General features: G+C 65.5%; 22 protein-coding genes and 2 pseudogenes. 13 read left to right on the top strand and 11 right to left on the bottom strand.

Annotation, left to right across the window (positions count from 1 at the left end; all coding sequences use genetic code 11):
• Positions 1–3 precede the first annotated feature (3 nt).
• Together pyrE and N799_RS09125 are read left to right on the top strand one after the other, a co-directional pair.
• Positions 4–666 carry an orotate phosphoribosyltransferase gene (gene pyrE, locus N799_RS09130; RefSeq protein ID WP_036211179.1) on the top strand — a complete coding sequence of 221 codons (663 nt, stop codon included), beginning with the start codon at positions 4–6 and terminating at the stop codon, positions 664–666.
• Positions 667–745: 79 nt separating this feature from the next.
• Positions 746–1,393 carry a hypothetical protein gene (locus N799_RS09125; RefSeq protein ID WP_052101408.1) on the top strand — a complete coding sequence of 216 codons (648 nt, stop codon included), beginning with the start codon at positions 746–748 and terminating at the stop codon, positions 1,391–1,393.
• Between the two features lie 36 nt (positions 1,394–1,429).
• Here N799_RS09125 and N799_RS09120 read toward each other — a convergent pair whose 3' ends face one another.
• The 3 genes and pseudogenes from N799_RS09120 to coaBC form a co-directional block, all read right to left on the bottom strand.
• Positions 1,430–3,787 (bottom strand): phosphomannomutase/phosphoglucomutase, encoded by a 2,358-nt coding sequence (locus N799_RS09120; protein ID WP_036211176.1) that lies wholly within the window; start codon positions 3,785–3,787, stop codon positions 1,430–1,432.
• A 48-nt stretch (positions 3,788–3,835) separates the two neighbouring features.
• Positions 3,836–4,294, bottom strand: a complete 459-nt coding sequence (gene dut, locus N799_RS09115; protein ID WP_036211173.1) for a dUTP diphosphatase — start codon at positions 4,292–4,294, stop codon at positions 3,836–3,838.
• Between the two features lie 33 nt (positions 4,295–4,327).
• Positions 4,328–5,508 (bottom strand): annotated as a pseudogene (coaBC, locus tag N799_RS09110) (bifunctional phosphopantothenoylcysteine decarboxylase/phosphopantothenate--cysteine ligase CoaBC).
• Positions 5,509–5,731: 223 nt separating this feature from the next.
• On the opposite strand from coaBC, the pseudogene N799_RS09105 reads away from it, so the two are divergent.
• A pseudogene (locus N799_RS09105) lies at positions 5,732–6,244 on the top strand (JAB domain-containing protein); the annotation flags it as partial.
• Between the two features lie 311 nt (positions 6,245–6,555).
• On the opposite strand, the gene N799_RS09100 reads toward N799_RS09105, so the two are convergent.
• Genes N799_RS09100 through N799_RS14765 form a run of 4 tightly spaced genes read right to left on the bottom strand, consistent with a single transcriptional unit; the run spans position 6,556 to position 8,952 of the window.
• The gene (locus tag N799_RS09100) at positions 6,556–7,365 is read right to left on the bottom strand and encodes a hypothetical protein (protein WP_036211170.1); all 810 of its coding nucleotides are present in this window, start codon (positions 7,363–7,365) and stop codon (positions 6,556–6,558) included.
• 14 nt (positions 7,366–7,379) lie between these two features.
• Positions 7,380–7,742: a hypothetical protein gene (locus tag N799_RS15330; protein WP_152597881.1), complete on the bottom strand. Its 363-nt coding sequence runs from the start codon at positions 7,740–7,742 to the stop codon at positions 7,380–7,382.
• A 9-nt stretch (positions 7,743–7,751) separates the two neighbouring features.
• Positions 7,752–8,300, bottom strand: a complete 549-nt coding sequence (locus tag N799_RS14440) for a hypothetical protein (RefSeq protein ID WP_052101407.1) — start codon at positions 8,298–8,300, stop codon at positions 7,752–7,754.
• A gap of 4 nt (positions 8,301–8,304) precedes the next feature.
• On the bottom strand, positions 8,305–8,952 hold the full coding sequence (locus tag N799_RS14765; protein ID WP_160279962.1) for a DUF2026 family protein: 648 nt from the start codon (positions 8,950–8,952) through the stop codon (positions 8,305–8,307).
• 375 nt (positions 8,953–9,327) lie between these two features.
• On the opposite strand from N799_RS14765, the gene N799_RS09085 reads away from it, so the two are divergent.
• Genes N799_RS09085 through N799_RS09075 form a run of 3 tightly spaced genes read left to right on the top strand, consistent with a single transcriptional unit; the run spans position 9,328 to position 13,511 of the window.
• Positions 9,328–11,058 (top strand): ATP-dependent nuclease, encoded by a 1,731-nt coding sequence (locus tag N799_RS09085; protein WP_036211167.1) that lies wholly within the window; start codon positions 9,328–9,330, stop codon positions 11,056–11,058.
• On the top strand, positions 11,051–12,568 hold the full coding sequence (locus N799_RS14760) for a UvrD-helicase domain-containing protein (protein ID WP_036211164.1): 1,518 nt from the start codon (positions 11,051–11,053) through the stop codon (positions 12,566–12,568). The genes N799_RS09085 and N799_RS14760 overlap by 8 nt, the downstream gene beginning before the upstream one ends.
• Before the next feature lie 52 nt (positions 12,569–12,620).
• Complete coding sequence (locus tag N799_RS09075; RefSeq protein ID WP_036211161.1) at positions 12,621–13,511, top strand: hypothetical protein; 891 nt, start codon at positions 12,621–12,623, stop codon at positions 13,509–13,511.
• A gap of 453 nt (positions 13,512–13,964) precedes the next feature.
• Here N799_RS09075 and N799_RS09070 read toward each other — a convergent pair whose 3' ends face one another.
• Together N799_RS09070 and N799_RS15655 are read right to left on the bottom strand one after the other, a co-directional pair.
• A complete protein-coding gene (locus N799_RS09070) occupies positions 13,965–14,222 on the bottom strand; it encodes a hypothetical protein (protein ID WP_036211158.1) in 258 nt (85 codons plus the stop codon).
• Positions 14,223–14,398: 176 nt separating this feature from the next.
• Complete coding sequence (locus N799_RS15655) at positions 14,399–14,641, bottom strand: hypothetical protein (RefSeq protein ID WP_036211155.1); 243 nt, start codon at positions 14,639–14,641, stop codon at positions 14,399–14,401.
• Between the two features lie 88 nt (positions 14,642–14,729).
• Between N799_RS15655 and N799_RS15325 the strand changes: the two genes are divergently transcribed.
• On the top strand, positions 14,730–14,981 hold the full coding sequence (locus N799_RS15325) for a hypothetical protein (RefSeq protein ID WP_152597879.1): 252 nt from the start codon (positions 14,730–14,732) through the stop codon (positions 14,979–14,981).
• Between the two features lie 30 nt (positions 14,982–15,011).
• Positions 15,012–15,914, top strand: coding sequence for an SOS response-associated peptidase family protein (locus N799_RS09060; RefSeq protein WP_036211152.1), 903 nt, complete (start codon positions 15,012–15,014; stop codon positions 15,912–15,914).
• 70 nt (positions 15,915–15,984) lie between these two features.
• Here N799_RS09060 and N799_RS14755 read toward each other — a convergent pair whose 3' ends face one another.
• Positions 15,985–16,233, bottom strand: a complete 249-nt coding sequence (locus N799_RS14755) for a BPSL0761 family protein (RefSeq protein WP_081974876.1) — start codon at positions 16,231–16,233, stop codon at positions 15,985–15,987.
• A gap of 205 nt (positions 16,234–16,438) precedes the next feature.
• Here N799_RS14755 and N799_RS09050 point away from each other — a divergent pair, with 205 nt between their 5' ends.
• On the top strand, positions 16,439–17,227 hold the full coding sequence (locus N799_RS09050) for a metallophosphoesterase (RefSeq protein WP_036211146.1): 789 nt from the start codon (positions 16,439–16,441) through the stop codon (positions 17,225–17,227).
• A 709-nt stretch (positions 17,228–17,936) separates the two neighbouring features.
• Here the strand turns inward: N799_RS09050 and N799_RS09045 are convergent.
• The gene (locus tag N799_RS09045; RefSeq protein WP_152597878.1) at positions 17,937–18,389 is read right to left on the bottom strand and encodes a hypothetical protein; all 453 of its coding nucleotides are present in this window, start codon (positions 18,387–18,389) and stop codon (positions 17,937–17,939) included.
• Positions 18,390–19,044: 655 nt separating this feature from the next.
• Between N799_RS09045 and chrA the strand changes: the two genes are divergently transcribed.
• The 4 genes from chrA to N799_RS09025 all read left to right on the top strand — a co-directional run bounded on the left by chrA (position 19,045) and on the right by N799_RS09025 (position 23,239).
• Positions 19,045–20,229, top strand: a complete 1,185-nt coding sequence (chrA, locus tag N799_RS09040; protein WP_036211140.1) for a chromate efflux transporter — start codon at positions 19,045–19,047, stop codon at positions 20,227–20,229.
• 104 nt (positions 20,230–20,333) lie between these two features.
• The gene (locus N799_RS09035) at positions 20,334–20,696 is read left to right on the top strand and encodes a hypothetical protein (protein ID WP_152597877.1); all 363 of its coding nucleotides are present in this window, start codon (positions 20,334–20,336) and stop codon (positions 20,694–20,696) included.
• Positions 20,697–20,759: 63 nt separating this feature from the next.
• Complete coding sequence (locus tag N799_RS09030) at positions 20,760–22,010, top strand: TolC family protein (RefSeq protein ID WP_036211133.1); 1,251 nt, start codon at positions 20,760–20,762, stop codon at positions 22,008–22,010.
• Entirely contained in the window at positions 22,010–23,239 is a 1,230-nt protein-coding gene (locus tag N799_RS09025) for an efflux RND transporter periplasmic adaptor subunit (protein ID WP_036211212.1), read from the top strand. Before N799_RS09030 ends, N799_RS09025 begins: the two co-directional genes overlap by 1 nt.
• Positions 23,240–23,241: the final 2 nt, after the last annotated feature.

Here is a 23,241-nt window from a genome sequence, read left to right as displayed (position 1 = left end):
AATGTGAACGACCACCGCGCCCGATTCCTCCAGCTCGCGCTCGAGGCCGACGCCCTGCGCTTCGGCGAATTCACCCTCAAGTCCGGCCGGACCAGCCCCTACTTCTTCAACGCCGGCCGGTTCGACTCCGGCGCCGCGCTGGCCGGGCTGGCGGCCTGCTACGCCGACGCGATCGACGCCGCCGGGCTCGACTTCGACCTGCTGTTCGGCCCCGCCTACAAGGGCATCCCGCTGGCGACCGCGCTGGCCTGCGAGTACGCCCGCCGCGGCCGCGACCTGCCGGTCGCGTTCAACCGCAAGGAAGCCAAGGCCCACGGCGAGGGCGGCAGCCTGATCGGCGCGCCGCTGGAAGGCCGCCGGGTGCTGGTGGTCGACGACGTCATCACCGCCGGCACCGCGATCCGCGAGGCGCTGGGGATCATCGGCGACGCCGGTGGCGAGGTCGCCGGCATCGTCATCGCGCTGGACCGGCAGGAAGCCGTGGACCCGGCGCGCAGCCGACGTTCGGCGGCACAAACTGTCGCAACCGAGCACGGCCTGCCGGTGCTCTCGGTTGCCAGCCTGGCCGACCTGCTGGCGCTGGCCGGCGGCAGCCCGGCGCTAGCCGCCCACCGCGAGCGGCTGCTGGCCTACCGCGACGCCTACGGCAGCGACGACGGCGGCTGACCGGGGCGACACGCCGCCTGCACGCGACTGGCCCGACTCTTGCGTGGCTCCCTGCAGCAATGCAACCGGTGCCACCGCCATGAACCGACTCGCGCCCGCCCTCCTCGCCTCGATCGCGCTGCTTGCGCTGCCCGCGCTGGCCCAGAACAAGCCGGCCGCGGACAAGAAGATCTACTGCTGGGACGAAGGCGGCCGCAAGGTCTGCGGCGACGCCCTGCCGGCCGACGCGGTCGACAACGCCCGCACCGAGTTCAGCGCCAGCGGCATGGCCACCCGCCACCTCGACCGCGCCCCGACCGACGCCGAGCGGGTCGAGCTGGAGGCGCTGGCCGAGCAGGAGCGCGTCGCCGCCGCCGCGGTGGCCGCACGCGAGCGGCGCGAACTGGCGATGGTCGAGTCCTACGCCAGCGAAGCCGACCTGCGCGAGGCCTACCAGCACCGCATCGGGCTGCTGGAAACGGCGGTCAAGACCTCGCTGCTGAGCATCGACGGCCTGCGCGACAGCCTGGTCACCCTGCTGCGCCGCGCCGGCGAGGCCGAACTGTCCGGCAAGGCGGTCGCCAAGCCGCTGCTCGCCAACATCCAGCGCCAGCACCAGGTGTTGCGCCGCCAGCAGGCCCTGCTGCAGGAGCAGCGCCACGCCCACGCCGCCGCCGACGAAGGGCTGGCCGCCGCGCTGGAACGCTACCGCGAACTCAAGAAGCCCGGCACCGACGGCCAGGGCTGAGGCGCCCGGGCACCGCCCGGACGCCCCCGCGCGCGATCAGAACGGCAGGTCGAGGTCCGGCCGCAGCGCGAGCAGCTGCTCGCGGAAGGCCGCCTTGATCCGCGCCATCGCCTCGTTGTTGTCGGCGTCGAAGCGCATCACCAGCACCGGGGTGGTGTTGGACGCGCGCACCAGGCCCCAGCCATCGGCCCAGTCGACCCGCAGGCCGTCGATCGTCGACAGCCGCGCATCGGCGAACGCCGCGTTGGCCACGAACCGCTCGACGAAGGCGTGCGGGTTGCCGTCGGGCGCATCGACCTTGATCTCGGGGGTGGCGACGCCGTCGGGCAGCGCATCGAGCACGTCGCTCGGCCGGCCGGGCTGGGCGGCGAGGATCTCCAGCAGCCGCGCGGCCGAGTAGATGCCGTCGTCGAAGCCGTACCAGCGCTCGCCGAAGAAGAAGTGGCCGCTCATCTCGCCGGCCAGCTCGGCGCCGGTCTCGCGCATCTTGGCCTTGATCAGCGAGTGGCCGGTCTTCCACATCAGCGGGCTGCCGCCGTGGCGCAGCACGTGGCCCGGCAGGCGGCCGGTGCACTTCACGTCGAAGATGATCTGCGCGCCCGGGTTGCGCTCGAGCACGTCGGCCGCGAACAGCATCAGCAGGCGGTCGGGGAAGATGTTGTGGCCGTCGCGGGTGACCACGCCGAGGCGGTCGCCGTCGCCGTCGAAGGCGACGCCGAGGTCGGCGTCGAGGTGCTGCACCATCTGGATCAGGTCGGCCAGGTTGTGCGGCTCGCTCGGATCCGGGTGGTGGTTGGGGAAGGTGCCGTCGATGTCGCAGTACAGCGGCACGACCTCGGCGCCGATCGCCGCCAGCACCTTCGGGCCGAGCTCGCCGGCCACGCCGTTGCCGGCGTCGACCACCACCTTCAGCGGGCGGTCGATCTGGATGTCGGAGGCGACGCGCTGGATGTAGTCGTCGTCGATCGTGCGCTGCTCCAGCCGGCCGGGCGACGGCGCGGTGTGCAGGCGGTCGTCGGCGATGCGCGCGTACAGGTCGGTGATGGCGTCGCCGGACAGGGTCTCGCCACCGACCACGATCTTGAAGCCGTTGTAGTCCGGCGGGTTGTGGCTGCCGGTGACCGACACGCAGGAGCCGGCCTGCAGCTGGTAGGCGCCGAAGTAGACCAGCGGGGTCGGCGCCAGGCCGATGTCGATGACGTTGCGGCCGGCCTTGCGCAGGCCGGTGACCAGGCCGCCGGCCATGTCCGGGCCGGACAGCCGGCCGTCGCGGCCGACCACGATGTCCTCCAGCCCCTTGTCCTGCATCAGCGAGCCGATCGCCTGGCCGATCAGTTCGGCCACCTGCGGCGACAGGTCACGGCCGACCACGCCGCGGATGTCGTAGGCGCGGAAGATGCCGCGGTCGATCGAAACCGGGCCGGTGGCAGTGGCGTTGGTGGCAGGGGCGGCAACAGCGTCGGACATGGGTACCTGTTCGGTTTTGGCAGGGGACTCGTCGGTGGCTTCGGCCAGGGTCGGGAACGGCACCCCGTCCTCGGCCTCGGCCTGCGCGCCGGCACGGCGCGTCAGCAGGTGCGGCGCGCGCCAGGCGACCAGCGCCAGCGCCGCCAGCAGCGCGAGCACCGCGGCCGCCACCAGGCAGCCGGTCGCGGCCAGTCCGAACGGGCCGCCGGCGACGTCGGGCACCGCCGCGGCCACCCGCAGGCCGGCACCGGTCACCGGCTTGGCCAGCACCTCGGCGCCGCCGGACAGGCCGGCATCACCGCGCTCGACGACGTTGTAGCCACCCTGGCGGACCGCCAGATAGGTGCCGCCGGGCAGCGTCGCGTTCGTCACCGCGCCGGTGATGCGCTCCAGCGCGAGGTTGACCAGCGCGACCGCGGCCACCTCGCCGCCCTCCTGCAACCGCACCGGCGCCGCCAGCGCCAGCTTCGGCCCGGCGGCGGTGTCGACCACGTGCGCCACCGGGGCGTCACTGGCCAACGCGTCCTCAAGCACCGACAGCCGGCCGAAACCGCCCTCGGGCAGCGCCGCGTAGGCACTGTCGAGCGCCGGCGCCAGCACCACGCCGTCGCTGGCACCGGGCCAGCCGTCGGCGAGCAGCGCACCGGCGCGCGCGAAGTCGCCCGAACCGATCGCCGCGCGCAGCACCGGGTTCTCCAACTGCTGCTCCAGCCGCGTCCGCTCGGCGGCCAGCGTCGTGCCGATCGCTTGCACCACCGCGTCACGTGACTGCTGGACGCCGTCGCGGCGCGTGGCGTCCTGGTACTGCTGCCAGCCGCTCCAGCCGAACCATGCCGCCAGCAGCGCGCAGGCCACGGCCAGCACCGGCAGCAGCGGCGCGATCGAGGCCAGCGAAACCTGCGGCCGTTCCAGTTTGATGTCGGTCATTCCACGTCCTCTGCTACCGCCGCGTGGCGCAACCGCGCCATCGTCCCGTCAACGCACGCCGGTGTGGCCGAAGCCGCCGGCACCGCGCCCACTCTGTTCGAATGTCTCCACCACCCGCAGGCTGGCGCGCACGATCGGCAGCACGACCAACTGGGCGATGCGATCCCCCGGCTGCATCGTAAAAGCCTCGTTGCCGCGATTCCACACGCTGATCATCAGCGGGCCCTGGTAGTCGGCGTCGATCAGGCCGGTGCCGTTGCCGAGCACGATGCCGTGCTTGTGGCCGAGGCCCGAACGCGGCAGCACCACCGCGCACAGGGTCGGGTCGCCGAGGTGGATCGCCAGTCCCGAGGGCACCAGCACGGTGTCGCCCGGCGCCAGCACCAGCGGTGCGTCCAGTGCGGCGCGCAGGTCGAGCCCGGCACTGGCGGCGGTGGCGTACTCGGGCAGCGGCCACTCGGGGCCGAAGCGCGGGTCGAGGATCTTCAGTTCGAGCGTGTGCTGCATGCGGGTCCTGGCGGCAAAGTGACGGTGAACGGTTCAGCCGAGGCGTTCGGCGACGAGGTCGAGCAGAGCGTCGGCCAGTTCGACCTTGCTCGCCGGGCCCAGCTCGCGGCGCAGGCCGTCGCCGATCACCAGCAGGGCGTTGTCGTCGCTCTCGAAACCGCTGCCGGCCAGGCCGACGCGGTTGGCGCAGACCAGGTCGAGGCGCTTGCGTTCGAGCTTGCCGCGCGCGTTGGCCTCGACATCGCCGGTCTCGGCGGCGAAGCCGACCACCAGCGACGGCCGCCGGGCGCTGGCGGCGACGTCGGCGAGGATGTCGGCGGTGCGCACCAGCTGCAGGACGAGGCCGTCCTCGCCGGGACGCTTCTTGATCTTGTGGTCGGAGACGCGGGCGGGGGTGAAGTCGGCCACCGCGGCGGCGCCGATGTAGACGTCGGCGGGCAGCGCGGCCATCACCGCGGCGTGCATCTGCGCGGCCGAGCGGACGTCGACCCGCTCGACCCCCGCCGGCGTCGCCAGCGACACCGGGCCGGCGACCAGCACGGTCCGCGCGCCGCGCGCGGCGGCGGCGGCGGCGATCGCGAACCCGGTCTTGCCGCTGCTGCGGTTGCCGAGGAACCGGACCGGGTCGAGGTCCTCGAAGGTCGGCCCGGCGCTCACCACGATCCGCCGGCCGGCCAGCGACGGCGTGCTCAAGCGGACTCCCGCGCCAGCGCGGCGACGATCGCGTCGGGTTCCATCATCCGGCCCTCGCCGACCTCGCCGCAGGCCTGGCCGCCGGCGTCGGGGCCGAGCACCAGCACGCCGCGCGAGCGCAGCGTCTCGACGTTGGCGCGGGTGGCCGGGTGCGCCCACATCAGCCGGTTCATCGCCGGCGCGACCGCGATCGGCGCGTCGGTGGCCAGGCACAGGGTGCTGACGAGGTCGTCGGCGAGGCCGTGCGCGAGCCTGGCCAGGGTGTTGGCGGTGGCCGGCGCGACCACGATCCGGTCGGGCCAGCGGGCCAGTTCGATATGGCCCATCGCGGCCTCGGCGGCCTCGTCCCACAGCGAACTGCGCACCGGGCGCCCGGACAGGGCCTGGAAGGTGGTGGCGCCGACGAAGCGCTGGGCGTTCGCGGTCATCGCCACCTGCACGGTGGCGCCGGCGTCGCCGAGCCGGCGCACCAGCTGGGCGGCCTTGTAGGCGGCGATGCCGCCGCAGACGCACAGCAGGATCTTCTGGTCTTGCAACGGGTCCACGTCAGGACTTTCCTACCGCCGGAGCGGCGCCCAGCTTACCCGAAGCCGCGGCGTCGCCCGATCGCCGGACCCCGCCGCGACGGGGACGATACGGCTCAGGAAGCGGGGCGGCGTGTCCGCCCCCGGCCCGCAAACCGATCCCGGACACCGGGTTCCTCCTTTCCCCGTCCTCCGCCCCGCTTCCGCCTTCCAACCGCCCATGCACATCCGCGACTGGCCCGCCGACGAACGTCCCCGCGAGAAGCTGCTGTCACGCGGCGCCGGCGCGCTGTCGGATGCCGAGCTGCTGGCGATCTTCCTCGGCTCCGGCCTGCGCGGCCGCGACGCGGTCGGCACCGCGCGCGAACTGCTGCAGGCGCACGGCCCGCTGCGACGGCTGCTGGAGCGCCCGGCGTCGGAACTCGCCAAGCTGCCGGGGCTGGGCCCGGCGCGTTCATGCGCGCTGGCGGCGGCGCTCGAGCTCGGTCAGCGCCACCTGTCGGCCGACCTCGAGCGCGGCGCCGCCCTGAGCGACCCGCAGGCGGCCGGCCGCTACTTCGCCCAGCGCCTGCGCGGACTGCCGCACGAGGTGTTCGCGGTGCTGTTCCTCGACAACCGGCACCGCTCGATCGCGTTCGAGGAGATGTTCCGCGGCACCCTCGACGGCACCGAGGTGCACCCGCGCGAAGTGGTGCGGCGGGCGCTGGCGCACAACGCGGCGGCGGTGATCGTCCGAGGTTAAGTTGTCAACATGGAAGTTGCATGCACCGTAGATCATTGATTCTTCTAATGATTTCTATTGCTTTTCACTATCAGACTGTTACACGAAAGGTGTTGCAGGAGGACCCGGTCTCCCGTGGGATAGCTTTCACGGTAGCCACGGGGTCGAATCCCCGTGGGGACGCCAACTAAAAATATTGAAAATCACGCATTTACGACGAGAGCCGCGCAAGCGGCCTTCTTCGTTTTTGGGACTTCGGTAACGGATCGGTAACTCTCCCCCGGCTCCCGCGCGCGGCGGCTCCGGGCGAGGCCCGAGTGCGGCTAGATTTGAAGGATGCGGCCCCGTGGCGCGCGGCTATTCGCGACAACCGAATCCCTACCGAACATGATCACTTGCGTCGTCGTCGGCGCTTCAAGGGTCAGTTCGTGCGGGATAGGTTCAAGGTCAACCATCACATCAATCACGTCATCCGGGTTGGACGTGAGGTAGATCGCAAGGTCGTGGTAACTCAGCCTCCATGCGTTCTCAGGCATCCAAACCGCGAAGGCCATCGGGTAGAACTTCATCAACCAGTACATGGCTTTTCCACCATTGCTGATGTCCAAAGACCCTGCGTCCCGGATCAATGCCTGTCGGCGGTAGGGATACGCCCAGTAATAGAAGTTGACCCCTGCCGGGACGGGCAGCGCCGCGTCTAGGAAGAAGTCGCGCCATTCCTCGGTGCGCGGCCCCTTCAAGTAACGATCGACCCCGACTGCTACCAAGTGGCCCCAGATGGCACGCATCAAGAGTGCGGGCTTTGTGGGCACTGTCATTGTGGTCGGCAACATCAAGTCAGAAGCGAGCAAGCTGCTCACGCGATTGGTGAAGTCGATCAGCACCGGATCGTACCTGCCGCCAAGCAGTGTGTTGTTGCACCGCGCGCACAGAGTCCGGTACTTCACGCCATCTTGGGCCTTCGTCTTGATCGCCTTCCCAGCGTCGAGACGATGCGTGACGTGCTGAAGCTCCATCGCCGTTGGGCGGACGCAGCCCTTGGGCGGGGTGTGATCCTCGGTGAGAGGGCCGTCAATGCCGCAGATATTGCAGGGGCCGGACTTCGCACCGCGAGTGACCATGTGCAGCGGCATGGCTAGGACTCCTGCTATGGAAGATCGCGCAAGAACGCCGCAAACAAGCGACTGTCCGCGCTGTTAGTGGCGAATCGGGTGAGCTGCTGAATGTTCTGCCGAGTCAGCAAGCGCCTTCCGGCAGCGACAATGCTGCGAAGCCGCTCAAGGTTCGCATCAAGCTCGCCACCTACCTTCGAAAGCTCCCGGAGTCGCTTGTCCTGCAGGCTCTCAATGTCAGCTTCCGCAAGAGCTGTCAGGAACGGCTCAATAGCCCCGAGAATCTCCCGAAGTCCATTGCCAGGGGCAAGCGCGGGGAATCCGTCGAGCTGACCCACGCGATCCTCTACAACAAATGGGACGTTCCGACGCAGGTGTTCAAGACCCTTGATGTCCACCGCAGCGGATCATTCTTCGCGCTCTTGCTTGGTCGCCGCGCGCTCAATAATGAGGATGCCATCGCCGCGCCGTACTGCTTGGCGAACCGCGTTGATGAGCGGCGTCGGAAGAGCGGTTGATTTGCCAGTGAGCTGACTAACACGGGTATTGATCCACGCCGCGCCATGTCGCTCAGTCCTGATGGTGGCGACTTCTGTCGTGATGCCGGGGAGTCGATTCTTCAGCTCTCCCAAGAACTCGCGGTTCTGCTGCGCCCTGACAGCGGCAAGGAAGACGCGGCTCATCTGTGTGAACTCTACGTCGAAGTGCTTCTTGCCGCAGATGCGCCCGATATTTGTAGCCCTTCCATCTGCCGCCACAACAAGGAATCCGTTGCCGTGGGGCTGGTGACAAGTCGAAAGACCGCATGGGATCAGAGCATCGAACGTGTAGCTGCCGATGATCTCTTTGAGCTTCACCGTCTTGGGGTCAATGTCCGCAGTGAATCCCGGGACAGACTCGATGTCATCCCAAGTCGCAATGCGAACAAGTCCCCGCTCGCTGTTGAGTGTGATCATGCGCTTACCAAGCCCCCGAAATCCGGGGAGCACTCAAGGTCAGCTTGTGCACTTCACCGAGGTCATTCAACAGACTCAGGCCATCCAACTTCTTTGGGTACTTCTTGAACCAACGATCAACTGCGTTCAGAAGATCCACGTTCCCAGCTCGATCAAATAGTGAGTCAACAAGTTCGTTAGTCAGCTCAATGTTGGGCATCGTGAAGTAATCGCCGGGCGCGTGCAGTTCGTCGATGGATTCTGATTCCACAGACAACGGGCGCTGAAACATTTTGCGCGGCACGCTGCTGGGATAGCCCTTGCCGTCCATGGATTCGTTGAAGATCGGCGCCATGAAGTCGATCACCTGGGTTTCGGTCTGAACCCACATATGGAATCCATCTCGATCAGACGTGACCATGCCATCTTCGTTCTTCGCAATGCTGATGACTGAAGGCGCAAGATCTGTGCACAGCAGGAAAGCGCCCGCTACCGCACGAGCTGGAATCTTGTAGTGCTTGTTAAGGATCAGCGCCCCAGCGGCAGCAAAGAACATGCACGCGAAAGGTGTGTTTGCCCTTCCTTCAAGCACGGAATAAATGATCTCGTAGATGCGGTTGTATTCAGGGAGCGTGAGTTGGAGCTTCGGCGAAGACGCCTTGTCCTTGGCCATGTGATCTTCCCCCCCGGTCGTGCCGCCCCCGGGCGGCATCAACCGAGTATTGGGGCTTGCCGGAATGGACTCAAGTCACCGCTCCCAAGTGATCTTGAGCTCATTCGCCCACTCCTGCCGCAGGCATCCATAGCCGAGCGCCCGCCCAGTGGCTTGGGGCCGCTCGTGTCCGCGGCGTTGATGCCCTTGGCGTCGCGAGCCAGCATCGCTGTGCCGAATGGCCGCTTCGGGTCGGGAGCGACCACTTAAACGAACGTCGGCTCCCGGCCAGAAGCAGACGTCAGACCGACCATAGGGAGTATCGGTTCTGAATTATTTTTTTTTCGGAGCTATCGTAGGACAAAGTGCTGACACAAGCGCTAGGGGAGCGGGTATATGGCAGCGCCACAAATCCGACGCTTTGAGCTGACTCGATTCCGAGGAATTGAGGCGTTGGTGTGGTGGCCCGCGCCGGGCGTCAATTTGATCCTCGGAGGGGGTGACGTTGGCAAGTCCACGCTGCTCGAGGCGATCGCGCTTCTGTTGTACCCGACCAATGGTTTTGTGCTGAGCGATACCGATTACTTCAATCGCCTGGTAGAGAACGAGCTGCTCATTGAAGCGGTGATGTCGCTGCCCGACGCTTCGGGGATACACGATCAATCTTGGACCGCGTGGCCATGGGAATGGGATGGCGAACAAGCGGTACTCCCCGACCCGGAGGCCGACGGGCCAGTCCGTGATCCGGTATACCGCGTGCGAGTTCGCGGCACCTCGGAATTGGATCTGGCGTATGAAGTGATCCAGCCCGATGGCAGCGTGGTCTCATTCCCTACCGCGCTGCGCAGACGCATCGGCCTGGTACGACTGGCGGCCGATGACCGCAGTGATCGTGACCTGCGCTTGATCCAGGGCGGTGCCTTGGATCGCTTGCTCGATGATCGAGCTCTCCGCGCAAGGCTGGGCCGGCACCTCGCACAGGACGGGCTGCAAGGTCAGCTAGTCGATGATGCGCGCGCACGCTTGACCGCTCTGGATGTCGACTTGACGAACCGTCATTTGCCGCACGGTTTGGGCTTGGGTTTTGTCGGCGGACCTGGTGTCTCGATCAACTCGCTGGTCGGGCTGACTTCAGACAAGGACGGCGTCGCCCTGCCGATGACGAGCTGGGGCGCGGGAACGCGCCGGCTTGCGGCGCTCACCATCGCCGACAACTTGCAGGATGGGGCGCCGATCATCCTCATTGATGAAATCGAGCGGGGCCTGGAACCGTATCGACAAGCTGCACTCATGCGCACGCTCGACGAGCGACCATCCCAGACAATGGTCACGACCCACAGCGGTTTTGCGATCACGGCAGCGACAGGGGCCACACTGTGGCATCTGGACGCTGCAGGCAGCATTGGAAAACTTCCGACCGAAAAGGTGAGCGCCCTTCAGCAGCGCGACCCTGCTGCTCTCTTGTCGCGGCTTACCGTCATTGTTGAAGGCATTACGGAGGTCGGCTTTCTCGAAGTACTGCTTGAGCGGCACGTAGCCCCCAACTGGGGGGCATATGGGTTGTACATCGCTGACGGGGGCGGCAACGATCGGGTCCTGCAGCTCTTGGAGGGCTTGCTGTCCGGGGGCGTGCGGTTCGCCGGCATGGCCGACCGAGAGGCTGGGAACCCGGCTCCAGAGCGTTGGGCGCGCGTCCAGCGGGCTTCGGGCGATCGTCTGCTCCGCTGGAATGAAGGCAACCTGGAATCCAACGTACTGCCTCTGTTTGGTGTCCAACGCCTACAAACGTTGATCACCGATCCCGACAACCGCAAGACAGGCCAACGCCGGAGATCGTTGATCGACCGCCTCGGGCTGGCCCCAGAAGCGACGCTTGAGCAGATATCAGTTGCCGCCGGCGATGGATTGATGCAGGTCGTGGTGGAGGCAGCGCTCGGCAACATACCTCCGGACATCGTGGGCGATGAACGAAGGAAGATGTTCAAGGGACACGCTTCGCAATGGTTCAAATCGCACGCCGGTGGGCGTGAGCTTGCGAACAAGGTTTTCGAGCTCGATCTCTGGCCAAGGCTGGAGCCACGCTTTGCGCGTTTTCTCGCCGTTCTCCGCCAGGCAGTCCATGACTGACCTGGACGTTGCGGCCGCGCTGAGGTCCGACGCGCAACTCGTCGTCATCGAAGCACCCGCTGGATGTGGCAAGACGTACCAGGCCGCAGACTACGCTCGCTGGCTTGGGGAGCAGCTGCCCATCCGGCGTGCACTGATCTTGACCCATACACATGCAGCCTGCGATGTGTTCCGTGCTCGCGCACCGGCTGATGCACGACGCTTGCAGGTGGGTACTTTCGATGGCTTCATCACGCAAATAGCCGCGATATACCACCAAAGTCTGAGGCTCCCTCAAGACGTTGCCCGATGGGCCATCGAGCAACCCCTGGAAGGCTTCGCAGCGCTGGGTGAGCTGGTCAGCCAGCTGTTGGCACGCTCTCACGCGATCCGGAGCGCGGTCGTGTCCCGATATCCCGTCATCGTCTGCGACGAACATCAGGATACCAACGCGGCGCAGCACCGCATCGCGCTGCAACTTCTCGATGCGGGAGCCAAGTTGCGTGTTTTCGGGGATCCTCGCCAAGCCATTTATGGAACGACCAATGCAGAGCGTTCGGCACATCGTGCGCGGTGGCAGTCACTGCGCGAACGCGCCACACGCTACGAGCCACTGGAATTCCCGCATCGCTGGACGGATGGGTCCCGCGCGTTAGGCGACTGGGTCCTTGCCGCACGGGCAGCGCTTGAGGAGGGGGTCCCAATTGATCTGCGCGGTGATCTGCCTCAAGGACTTCGGATAGTGGAGGCCACCAATGACGGGAATCGCGGCCAGTTTCGCCTGGATGCAGAAGCGGCAACGGTGCGAGCCCTCGTGCGGCAATCCGACTCCCTCCTGGTCCTCGCACCGACGCAGAATCTGGTTGGCAACCTACATGCCTTTTTTGGCAGGACCATTCGCATTTGGGAAGGGCATTCGCGCGACGCGCTCCGGGAACTATCTCAGACCTGCGCCGACAACCCTGGGAATGTGCAGGTCCTCGCCGGGGCAGCGTGCGACTTCATCCAGACCGTGACGACCGGGTTTACTGCCGAGCGGAGGCAACAATGTCTTCGCGAGATCGCCGATGGCACCCCAAGGGCACGCAGAGGCATTCCTGCCGAGATGCAGGCAATCGCACGATGCATCCTTGAGGCGCCGGTTCATGTGGGCGTCGCTCGTGCCCTCCAACGACTCATGCTGGCGGCTACGCCGCAGGGTGTACTGTCCAGCATCAAGGTCGACCATCACCGGGAACTCCGCGAGGCGTCCCGGCTCGATCAGTTTACGGATGCCATCCAAGGACAGACGGAGCTGACACGGCGCAGAACCTGCGCCGGCGCTAGCATGCCAAATCGTGTTATCTCCACGATTCATAAGGCCAAGGGCCTGGAGCGCCGTGACGTCGTAATCATGCCGTGTGACGCGAGCACCTTCTCTAGCACCGATTACAAACGCTGCGTGGCGTATGTGGCCCTGAGTCGGGCGACACATTCGTTGACCCTCGTCATCAGCCCCGTGCGCCCGCCGCCCTTCTTCGTGTTGCATTAGGACGGCTGGGAACGGACTAAAGCGTTCATCCTCAATCTAGATCGCAACCGGCATGGAATACAGACTAAAGATCAAGGCGCTCGGGGTTTTCCCCTCTGTAGAGATTGACGAGGGGAAGTTTTTCTCGCTTTGCCAGTCCCGACGTGCCTTGTCCAATGCCTTGCTGGGTGAAGAGGCATACGACCTGCTGGTCTCTAATCATGAAGAGTTCGAGCGCGAACTCGCCAGCCTCGCCGTAGGCCGAATGATGCGCAGCGAGTACAGCTACGAGGCGTTCTTTGCCATCAAAGCTGTACTTGCCAGACGCTTAGCGAACTTGGTCACGGCCGGTCGTATTTATGTCGACCAAGCCCCGCGGTATCACGCCCAAACGATGGGGCTCCGTTCAGAGCTTCGCCTTGCACGCACTTCGATGAATCGCGAGTACGATCGCAGCTTCGCGTATCGGTTCATGGAGACCTACCGAAACCATGTGCAGCATTACTCGTCGACCGTTGACTCAATTTCCCTCGGGGGCGCGCGCGACAAGGCGACACAACAACTTGCCTATGTAGTTGAGCCCTATGCCGAGAAGGCAAAGCTCGGACTGAACAGAAAATTCAAGAAGGATGTGCTCGACGAGATGCCCGACAAGGTCGATCTTCGCCGGATGGCGCGCGGCTACCTGGCCGCTTTGAGCGTAGTGCACGCCGAGTTGAGAAATCGATCAAAACCTGTCATCGATGAAGCGAAGACCGTCATCGAAACGGCGATCGCAGAGTACGAACGCGAACTAGGCAAGAAGCCGGCGGGGTTGTTTGCCATCCAGGAGGAGAACGGTAAAGAGCTGGCGTGCTTTCCCCTACTTACGGATTGGCACAGAGCGTTCGAGCTCCTTATCGAACGCAACCACGGCTACAAAGACCTGGAGCGGCACTACGTGACCACGCAATTTAGAGCTTGATGCAACTGCGTTGGATAGGTGTGGCGTTGTCGATTCCGAGAAGCAGGGGTCGGTACTGATTGGGACGTCCGCTGAGGGTCGGAAGCGGACCACGCGCGCGAGCGATTTGAAATTGTTATCGGGGGTAGGGAGGCGGAGCTGCGATCTTGACGCTCCTCGCTGCAACGGTACGCACCGAGCCTGACCGTTCGAGAGCTTCGGCTTGTCTTGGTGTATCCCGGCGCACTGGTTTTTGTGCGTGGATAGCACCGTCGGAGTCTTTGCTGTGGGCCGCTAGCACCCGGCGGCGACCGTGTCGGTTATGCCGCCCCCCAGAATCTGACGTAGTGCAGACGCTGGTGGGTGTGCGGCGCGATCGGGAGGAAGGTGCCGACATGGTTGAGGCGTGTCGGTCAGCGATCATCGCTTCCTGGCTCACATTGAGTCAGAGGACGCCGTTGTTATGGCACTGGTTCAGCGGAACTGACGTGGATCTTCTTCCTGCAAGGGCGGTCTTTGGTTCGGTGCCGCGCGCCCTGTGACGGCGAGCTGTTCGAATTGGTCGAAGACCCGGATGCAGACCAACACGCCCAGCATGGTTGAGCAGTGCTTGGCGTCCACCATCGCGGCGGTCCAGGCGCGGTGGAGCGTTGGGTGGCGCGTGTTCGCGGCCGGACTGGCGATCAGGTCGCCGCACTGGTCGTTCTCTCGCAACTCGACGCGATACTTCATGCCGGCGACCTTCGGATTTAAGGGACGCCCCGGCGCAGTCTTTCGATTCCGTTCGACCGGACTCCGCTGCGCTATCTGCAGCTTTAGTGGTGGCCTAGCGCCGGGGCAGGCATAGCTTGCCGGCGGCGCCCTGTTGGATCAGTCGGTCGAGGCCGCGCCGCAGGGTCAGGGTTTTCCTACCAACCCAGAACTACCGGTGCGGCGACCTCCTTTCGAATCCGGGTCTCCCACTTGCACGCCCAAGCGGTGACATAGCGGATCGCTGTCGCTTCGCTGGCGAAAAACTCGCTACGACGGTAAAGCACGAAGTCGATGCGCCAACCGTCCGTGAGGCGAGACAGTACGGCCAACATCCGGTCCCTTGCGTAGAGCGCAGGGCCGTTGAGGTAGGGCCGCCAGTCGAAGCCTTCGGGGAGCATGGATACACGATAGCGCCGGGAATCTCACGGGCTGAGAACGCCGCGGCGGAGCATGCTCCCTACCTCAGAAACCGCGCGGCCGCTCATCATGACCGAGATCCCATCAACCAGCTGGGCTGGCGTCCGCCAACAGATCGACACGCTCCGTCATCACGCCGTGGAGCTGAGGACCGCGAGTCCGGATCCCGCCGACTTCATGCCGGCGTTCTGCGGCGAAGCGGACGACATCGTCGATGCCGCTGCAGCGATCAGCGACGACGCGGTCGAAGGTGCGCATCAGGCGATCGACGAGATCCTGATGGAGCTGGGCTACATGGATGCCTCGGAGCGCCAGACGTAGACTCGGGCCAGCAGCCTGCAGGAGGTTTCCATGTGTTACTCGGCTCAGGTCTGGGCGGACTACGAAAAGTACGTTCGCCACTACGGTGCCAACATCGACATCCGTACCTTCCACGACCTCTACGTGCGCAAGCGCCAGGGCGACAAGCTGAAGACCCCCAAGGCCATGGACGTGGCATTCAAGGCCGGCGAGATCGCGGGCCTCGTGCGCGAGATCCACGGCTCCGAGGTCGCGGGCCTTGAGCAGGAACTGTTCAAGCAAAAGAAGCGACTGGCCGACGCCGAACGCACGCTTCAGACCAAGATCACGAAAAAGGCGGAAAACGACCAGCGCATTGCCGGCAACAAGGTCGAGCAGATCAAGGAACGCTTGGCCAACCTGAAGCGTACCGATGATCAGCCGCGCGACTCGCGCATCTACCCGGGCATGTACGCCCCGGTGATGGTCTGGGAGGACGGCGGACGCGTGATCAAGCCCATGCGCTACCAATGCCGGCCGGCGGGCAAGCCAGAGTTCTACGACCGCAAGTTCCCTGGCACCTACAACGCACGGCGCGATAGCCTCGAAGGCTTCTGGAAGCCGCTCTTCAGCCACTCCCACGCGGTGCTGATTGCGGACCGCTTCTACGAGAACGTCGAGACGACGGAGGGCAATGCTGTTGTGGAGTTCGCGCCCCGATCCGGCGAACCAATGCTGATCGCCTGCCTTTGGTCGCGTTGGTCTGCCGGTAACGACGAACTGCTGTCATTCGCCGCGATCACCGATGACCCCGAGCCGGAGGTGGCTGCGGCCGGGCACGACCGGACCATCATCAACATCAAGCCCGAGCACGTCGACGCTTGGCTGAACCCCAAGGCGGGTGAGCTGGAAGCGCTGTACGCGATCTTCGACGACAAGCAGCACCCGTACTACGAGCATCGCAAGGCCGCCTAGTCCTGGCCTTGAAAAGGAAGTACAAGCGTGAGATCCCTTCGAGGGTCGTGGCAAAGGCTATGCCCCGTCCTTACCGGCGATGAGGGCCATGCTTGTACCCGGAGCACCAGTCGGGGTCGATTTCCCTGTCCAGAATCGGGCCCAAGACGCCAACAGCGGTGTTGGCCAAGTTCTGGATATGCCCCACGGTCGGATAATGACGAAGCAATCGATGGGCCTCGCGGCGGACGTCTTCTGGGAGCCGCATGTCAGCGCGCAGCTCCTTGAGGAACGCGCCGGCTTGGACCAGGTTGCGCGTCAGTTCGTGGGGTCTGCTCATCGACGTTCCTTGCCTCCCATTTGGCGGCAGGTCATGGGGTCCCAGTATGTAACCATGTTTCGCGCGGTCAGTGACTGACACCCAGATTGGACGAGCTTCCCGCTGCTCCACCCCGCGTGTAGTAGCCAAGCAGTGGGCGGAGGTAGCCCGAACCGTCACTAGTGGTGTCGATCACTTCGGCCGCCGCCGTCTCTTGGAGCTACCAATGCGCCTGCTGATCCTGTCCGATCTCCACCGCGAAGTCTGGGGCGACACCCCCGTCGGCATCGATTTGGCGGTCAGTCGTCCTGACGTTGTGATCCTGGCCGGAGACATCGACAACGGTGCATCCTGCGTGCAGTGGGCCGAGCGCACTTTCCCGGGTATCCCCACGCTCTATGTCAGCGGCAACCATGAGGGCTACCGCCATCCTATCGACGAGGTCGAGCGCCGTATCGCGGAGGCCTGTGCGACGTCTTCGACGGTTGAGTATCTGCAGCAAAGAGAGGTCCTTATCGGCGGCGTACGATTTCTGGGCTGCACACTGTGGACGGACTTCGAGCTCTTCGGCGAAGACCGGCGCCACGAGGCCATGATGGCCTCGCTTCGTGCACTCAATGACTACCGTCTGATCCGACTCGCCAATCAAGGCAATCGCACTCTCCACCCGGCTGACACAGCCGAATGGCACGACAGACACGCGTTTTGGCTTCGTGAGCGGCTAGCAACACCGTTCGATGGGCCGACCGTCGTCATCACCCATATGGCGCCTTCATTGGGTTCCGTAGCGCCGCGCTACCGAGACGACGTACTCTCCTGCGCGTTCGCGTCGGGCCTTGAGGATCTCGTCTCGGAAGCGGACCTGTGGATCCATGGTCATATGCACGGCTCGTTCGACTACTCGGTTGGACCATGCCGCGTCGTGTGCAACCCACGCGGCTATCCTGGCCGAACCATGCAGGCAGAGAACACGCGGTTCGACCCGAACTACGTCATCCAGATGGGCACCCGATAGCGAGGGATGAGACCCCTTCTGGCTTAAAGGGGACATGGCAGTGGGCCGTGCGACGCTGGCAGGCCCAACCTTCGGACCAAGCTCGATGTGAGAAACGTCGAGTAACTGACCGAAAAATGGTGCCCGTCCGCGGTGCGCACCTTTGGCGGGCAAGGAAAATCAGTCCATAGCGCGCGACGGGGGCGGTTGCCGTTAGGAGGAATGAAGGAATCAGGCGATGGTGCAACCGTGGGCCTGCTCGACAAGCGGTGGCTCCCGAATTCCTGCCTTCCGGCAACCTCGTCGAAGATCTGCCGCACCGCCATCGCGGCGCATGGAGGGTCGGATCCAATGCCCCCTCAGTTGGCCGGCTCACCTGTCCAGGCCCGCACCTGGCCGAATCGCAGGGCATGCAGCTTGCGTAGAACACCTCCCGCGGGCGTGGCACGCTTCCAAAGGAAGCTTTGGAATCAATGGCCTACGTGCAATTACCCGGAATTATCCTGCCGAGGGATACATTACCCGGCCGGCCGATAATTGAGGGTAATTGGGCTAGGAAGCGGCTGCTTCCAACCCGCAGCGGGACACCTGATATCGACCGAGCAGGCCACTTGGCAGGGAACGCACAGGCGAGCAAAGGCGGGATGCGCGAACCGATCCGCCACAGCCTCCACTAGGTGCTCATCGGGGCACCAGCAATGTAGGCATCGAGCGTGATCGACTCATCCGATTAGCCGCTCAGATGTGCATCCAGGTACTCGACCACCGCAGCCTGCCGCCCTGCTCGGACCATTTCATCCGCCGTATGGCCGTCCAACTCAGCCATGGCGCAGTCCAGGTACCACGCGGCCGCGAGGCGCTCGTCGCCGTCATGGACGTCGATCGCCTTGACCAGCACTTCGACCACGGCCTTTAAATACGCATGCAGTTGAAGGCCGGGCGGCCACGCATCCAAGTCACGTACGGAGACCCCAGCCCGTTGTGCCAGCAGCTCGGGCCCCAGCCGCAGGAACACCCCGACGAGAGCCGGTGAATACCAAGCTTCTCCGGCCTCACGCAAGCGGACCGCCAGCGGCAACTCTTCCAGCCGGGGGCGCGGGCGCTCCCGCAACTCGTCCCCGACGCGCAGGCGGCCGTTTAGGCTGGTCCTGCTTTGGGCGGCCCACTCGATGGCCACGTTCATCGCCTCCTGGTCCCGGGACTGCATGCGTTCTAGGAATGCGGCCCGAAGCTCGTCGGCGCGCGTACGGGCCTCAAACGAGAGGACGTCTTGTTGGGTCGTCAAAGTGTGCGACGTATGCCGCGCCCGCTGCTGGCAGATGCCTCACTTTACGCCTGCCGACCGACGACAGTGGGACCTCCCCAATGGATTGACCCATCCACCGCACTGCCCGGCGGTCCGATTTGCAAGGCTAATCGAGAAAGGCTGCGCCACTTCTGGCCGATAGCGGACCAGAGCTTGCGACATGCGCATGAGCATGCCTCCATCTGAGCACAAGGGCCTGAAAACACGGCTAAGTTATTGAATTCGAACAATTAGCAGATCGCAAATAAAGAGTGCTAATTGAGATAGGGTGCGCTGGCCGCAAGCGGCTAAGCCGCCACTCCCGAGGTGGCCGAGGGCCTTCGGACGCTGTTTCCGATCTCCTCGTGTCCGCTTCCGACCCATAGCGGTCGTTCACCCGAATCAGGACATTCAGGCACTCGACCGACGTGCCAAATAGTGGCCCAATCAACATGGCGAGCCGGATACCCGCCACTCCTTCGGACCAAGGCAAGCCATGGCGACTTCGACTGGAAAAGAGCCATTGGCCAATGGTGACTTCCCTGGCTATGTAGTGCCACGGGACCCTTGGCTCCGGCTGTTCCTGCGCTTCCTGCGGTTCGGGGCGCTGGCCTGGGGCGGCCCGGTCGCGCAGATCGCGATGATCCGGCAGGAACTGGTCGACGAGGAGCGCTGGGTCAGCAGCGCGCAATTCAACCGCGTGCTCGCGGTCTACCAGGTGCTGCCCGGCCCCGAGGCTCACGAATTGTGCGTGTACTTCGGCATGCGCTCGCGCGGCCGCTGGGGCGGTGTGCTGGCGGGGCTGGGTTTCATGCTGCCCGGGTTTGTACTGATGTTCGCGCTGTCGTGGGCCTATGTGCGCTACGGCCTGCAGACGGAAGGCGTGGCCGCGGTATTCGCGGCGGTGCAGGTCGCGGTCGCCGCACTGATCGTGCGGGCGGTGGTGAGGATCGGCGAGCACGTGGTGACCGACCGCTGGCTGTGGGGCATCGCGATCGGCGCGACCGTGGCGCAGCTGGCCGGCATCCATTTCGGCATCGTCCTGACCGTCGCGGGCGCGGTCTACCTGCTGGCGCAACGGCAATTCCGGTGGCTGGCGTGGGCATCAGCTGCCGCGACCGCGGCCGGGGTGATCGGCTATGTGGTCGCCATGGGCGGACTGACCGGCTTGGCGGTACTGAGCGGCAGCGCAGCCGATGCCGAGCCCGTGCGCCGCGACGGCATGCCGCTGTTGGCGTTGTTCTGGTCCGGCCTGAAAGCCGGCCTGCTGACCTTCGGCGGCGCCTACACGGTGATCCCGTTCCTGCAGCGCGACGCAGTCACGCAGGGCGCGTGGATGAGCAACACCCAGTTCCTCGACGGGCTGGCGTTATCGGGCCTGCTGCCGGCGCCGCTGATCATCTTCTCGACCTTTGTCGGCTACCTGGGCGGCGGGCCATGGGGCGCGGTCATGATGACGGTCGGCATCTTCCTGCCGGCGTTCGCCTTCACCCTGGTCGGCCACGATGCGCTGGAGCGCGTGGTGCATCAACCCCGCATCCGCCTGTTCCTGGAAGGGCTCACCGCCGGTGTGGTCGGGCTGATCGCCGGCACCACGCTGGCGCTGATCAAGGTCAGCCTGACCGGATTGGAGGCGGTGATCCTGTTTGCACTGGTGCTGGCGGTGTTGTTCGCGTCGAAGGCGAAACTGGTGATTCCGGCGGTGATCGCGGCGGCTGCGTTGTGGGGGTGGCTGTAGTCCAGCGAACCCTGAATGGGATCAAATGCTCCACGCCGCTCCTTGAACCCACGCAATCTTTGCGGCATTCTGCCGCGATGTCGCTGCGAGCCCTCCACCGACGCGTGAGCCTCTGGATCCAGCGCCCGATCGGGCAACTGGCCGGCTTGCTGCTGCTGGTGGCGATGCTCTCGGCCGGCATCTCGACCGGGGAAGTCCACGCACACGCGGACGGCGACCACGCGCACGATCACGCCGCGCAACTGGCCGATGGGCTGTCCGATCACGACGATCCGCCCCGGGACCTGGATCCTGGCGACACCACGGTGCTGCACGCGCATGACGTCGGCACGACCGTTTCGACCCTGCCGACCATTCCCGTAGTGATGCTCAGCGCGCTGGTGCCTGTGGCGCCCGGCGTTCACCTGACCACCTCTCCACCGCCGTCTTCGGCGCGAACACCTCCGCACCGACCTCCGATCGCGTAACGCACCAGGCCGCCCATTGGGCGGTCCGCACTGCGTTGTCTGTCGATCACCCGGAGGTTATCCGTGAATCTGCGTTGGCTGATGGCCCTGGCGTTTGCCGGGACCTGTGGCGCCGTCCCGTCGGGACAAGCTGCTGAATTGTTGCGTCTGGAGGAGGCGGTCACCCGCAGCCTCGAATCGAATCCCATCCTCGCCGCCGAGTTGGCCGAAGTGCGCGCTGCGGAATCCCGTGCCGAGCGGGCGGCGCTGCCGACGCAGTTCGTTGTTGGGGGCGAGCTGGAGAACTTTGGCGGGACCGGCGCGGTAGGTGGCGCGCGCTACGCCGAGACCACGCTGCGGCTGAGCCGTGTGATCGAACTGGGCGGAAAGCGCGAGGCCCGGCGAGCCTTGGGCACCGCGGAGGTACTGCGTCAGCGCAACCTGGCAGACAGCGCCAAGCTTGAGATCGCCAGCCGCACGACCGCGCGTTATGTCGCGGTGGCGGCGGCCCAGCAGCAACTGGAGTTCGCCCGCGAGCGGGTGAAGCTGGCCGAGCAGACCCGGGCTGAAGTCGACCGGTGGGTAGAGGCCGCACGCAATCCCTCATCCGACCTGCGCGCCGCCGAGATCGCCGTGGCCGAGGCGGAACTGGCGGTCGAGGATGCCGAGCACGAGCTGGCCAGCGCGCGCATGACCCTTGCGGCCAGTTGGGGCGCGATCGAGCCCGACTTCACGGCCGTGACCGGAACCCTGCACGAACTGCCGCCAGTCGAACCATTCGAGATCCTCGCGGCCCGCTTGCCGATGACGCCGACGCAACGCGACGCCCTGTTGCAGGCCGACACCATCGCGGCCCGGCGGCGCGTCGCGATCACCAGCGCCACGCCCGACATCGACGTGAGCATTGGCGTGCGCCGCCTGGAGGCGCTCGATGACCAAGGCCTGGTGATGTCGGTGTCGGTGCCGCTGGGCAGCCGTCCGCGGGCCAACCTGGCGATTGCCGAAGCCGATGCGCAACTGGCGGCGGTGCAACTGCGGCGCGAGGCCCAACGTGCCGAAAGCCGTCAGGCGCTGTTCTCGCTGTATCAGGAAATGCGCCATGCCCGGACCGAGCACGATGCGCTGCTCGAAGAAATGGTGCCTAAGGCCGAACAAGCCTACGCCCTGACCCAACGCGGGTTCGAGGCTGGACGCTTCTCGTTCGTCACGCTCACGCAGGCGCAACGCACGCTGTTCGAACTGCGCGAGCGCAGCGTCGACGCGGCTGCTCGCTACCACACCCTTCTGGTCGAGGTTGAACGCCTGACCGCACTGCCTTCGGGAATTTCACCATGATGCTCAGAATCCTCGCCGCCTGCGGGCTCGCATTGATGCTTGCCGCCTGTGGCGGCGCCAACGAGCCGCAAGCAGAGAACGCCGAATCGGCCGCGGCCGCCGACTACGAACGCGGGCCGCACAACGGTCGCATGCTGCGCGATGGCAATTTCGCGCTCGAAGTCACGATCTTCGAGACCGGCGTGCCGCCGCAGTTTAGGCTGTACGCGTACGACGACGGCGAGCCGCTGGCGCCGGAAACGGTGCAGGCGCGCGTCGAGCTGCACCGGCTCGACGGGCAGGTCGATACATTCGCGTTCAAGCCGGTCGAGGGTTATCTGGTCGGCGACGGCACCGTGATCGAGCCGCACTCGTTCGACGTCAAGGTCAGTGCGACGCATGAAGGCGCGCAGCACCAATGGGAGTACGCCTCCTACGAGGGCCGCACCACAATCCGGGCGGCGGTCGCGCAGGACGCTGGCATTGAAGTGGAGGCCGCCGGACCGGCGGTGATCCGCGACACGGTGCGGCTGATGGGCCGCATCGCGATCGATGACAGCCGCCATGCCGAGATCCGGGCGCGCTTTCCCGGCACCGTGCGGGCCGTGCGCGTGCAGCAGGGCGATCGCGTGCGTCGCGGCCAGACCCTGGTCGTAGTCGAAGGCAACGACAGCATGCGCAACTATCCGGTGACCGCGCCGTTCGATGGCGTGGTGCTGTCGCGCGACACCAACGTCGGCGACTTCGCCGGCGACAACACGCTGGTCGAGATCGCCGACCTGTCGGAAGTCTGGGTGGAGCTCCATGCCATCGGCGAGGCCGCCGCGAAGCTGGAAGCCGGGCAGCCGGTGCGCGTGATGGCGGCGACCGGCGAGCTGGAAGCCGACACCCGTATCGACACGCTGCTGCCACTGGCCACCGCCGGGCAGAGCGTGGTTGCCCGCGCAAGCCTGCCCAACGCGGACGGACGCTGGCGTCCCGGCATGACTGTCAGCGCTGAGGCCACGGTCGCCGAACAACGGGTGCCGCTGGCGGTAAGGGAATCGGGGTTGCAGGGCTTCCGCGACTTCACCGTCGTGTTCGCGCAGATCGGCGAGACCTACGAGGTGCGAATGCTGGAACTGGGTGCTCGCGACGGCGAGTGGGTCGAGGTGTTGGGGGGACTCAAGCCGGGCACGAACTACGTGACCGAACAGAGCTTCCTGATCAAGGCCGACATCGAAAAATCCGGCGCCAGCCACGACCACTGAGG

It is taken from the genome of Lysobacter arseniciresistens ZS79, assembly GCF_000768335.1.
In the GTDB taxonomy this organism is placed as follows: domain Bacteria; phylum Pseudomonadota; class Gammaproteobacteria; order Xanthomonadales; family Xanthomonadaceae; genus Novilysobacter; species Novilysobacter arseniciresistens.
This window is presented reverse-complemented; position numbering and strand designations above follow the sequence as displayed.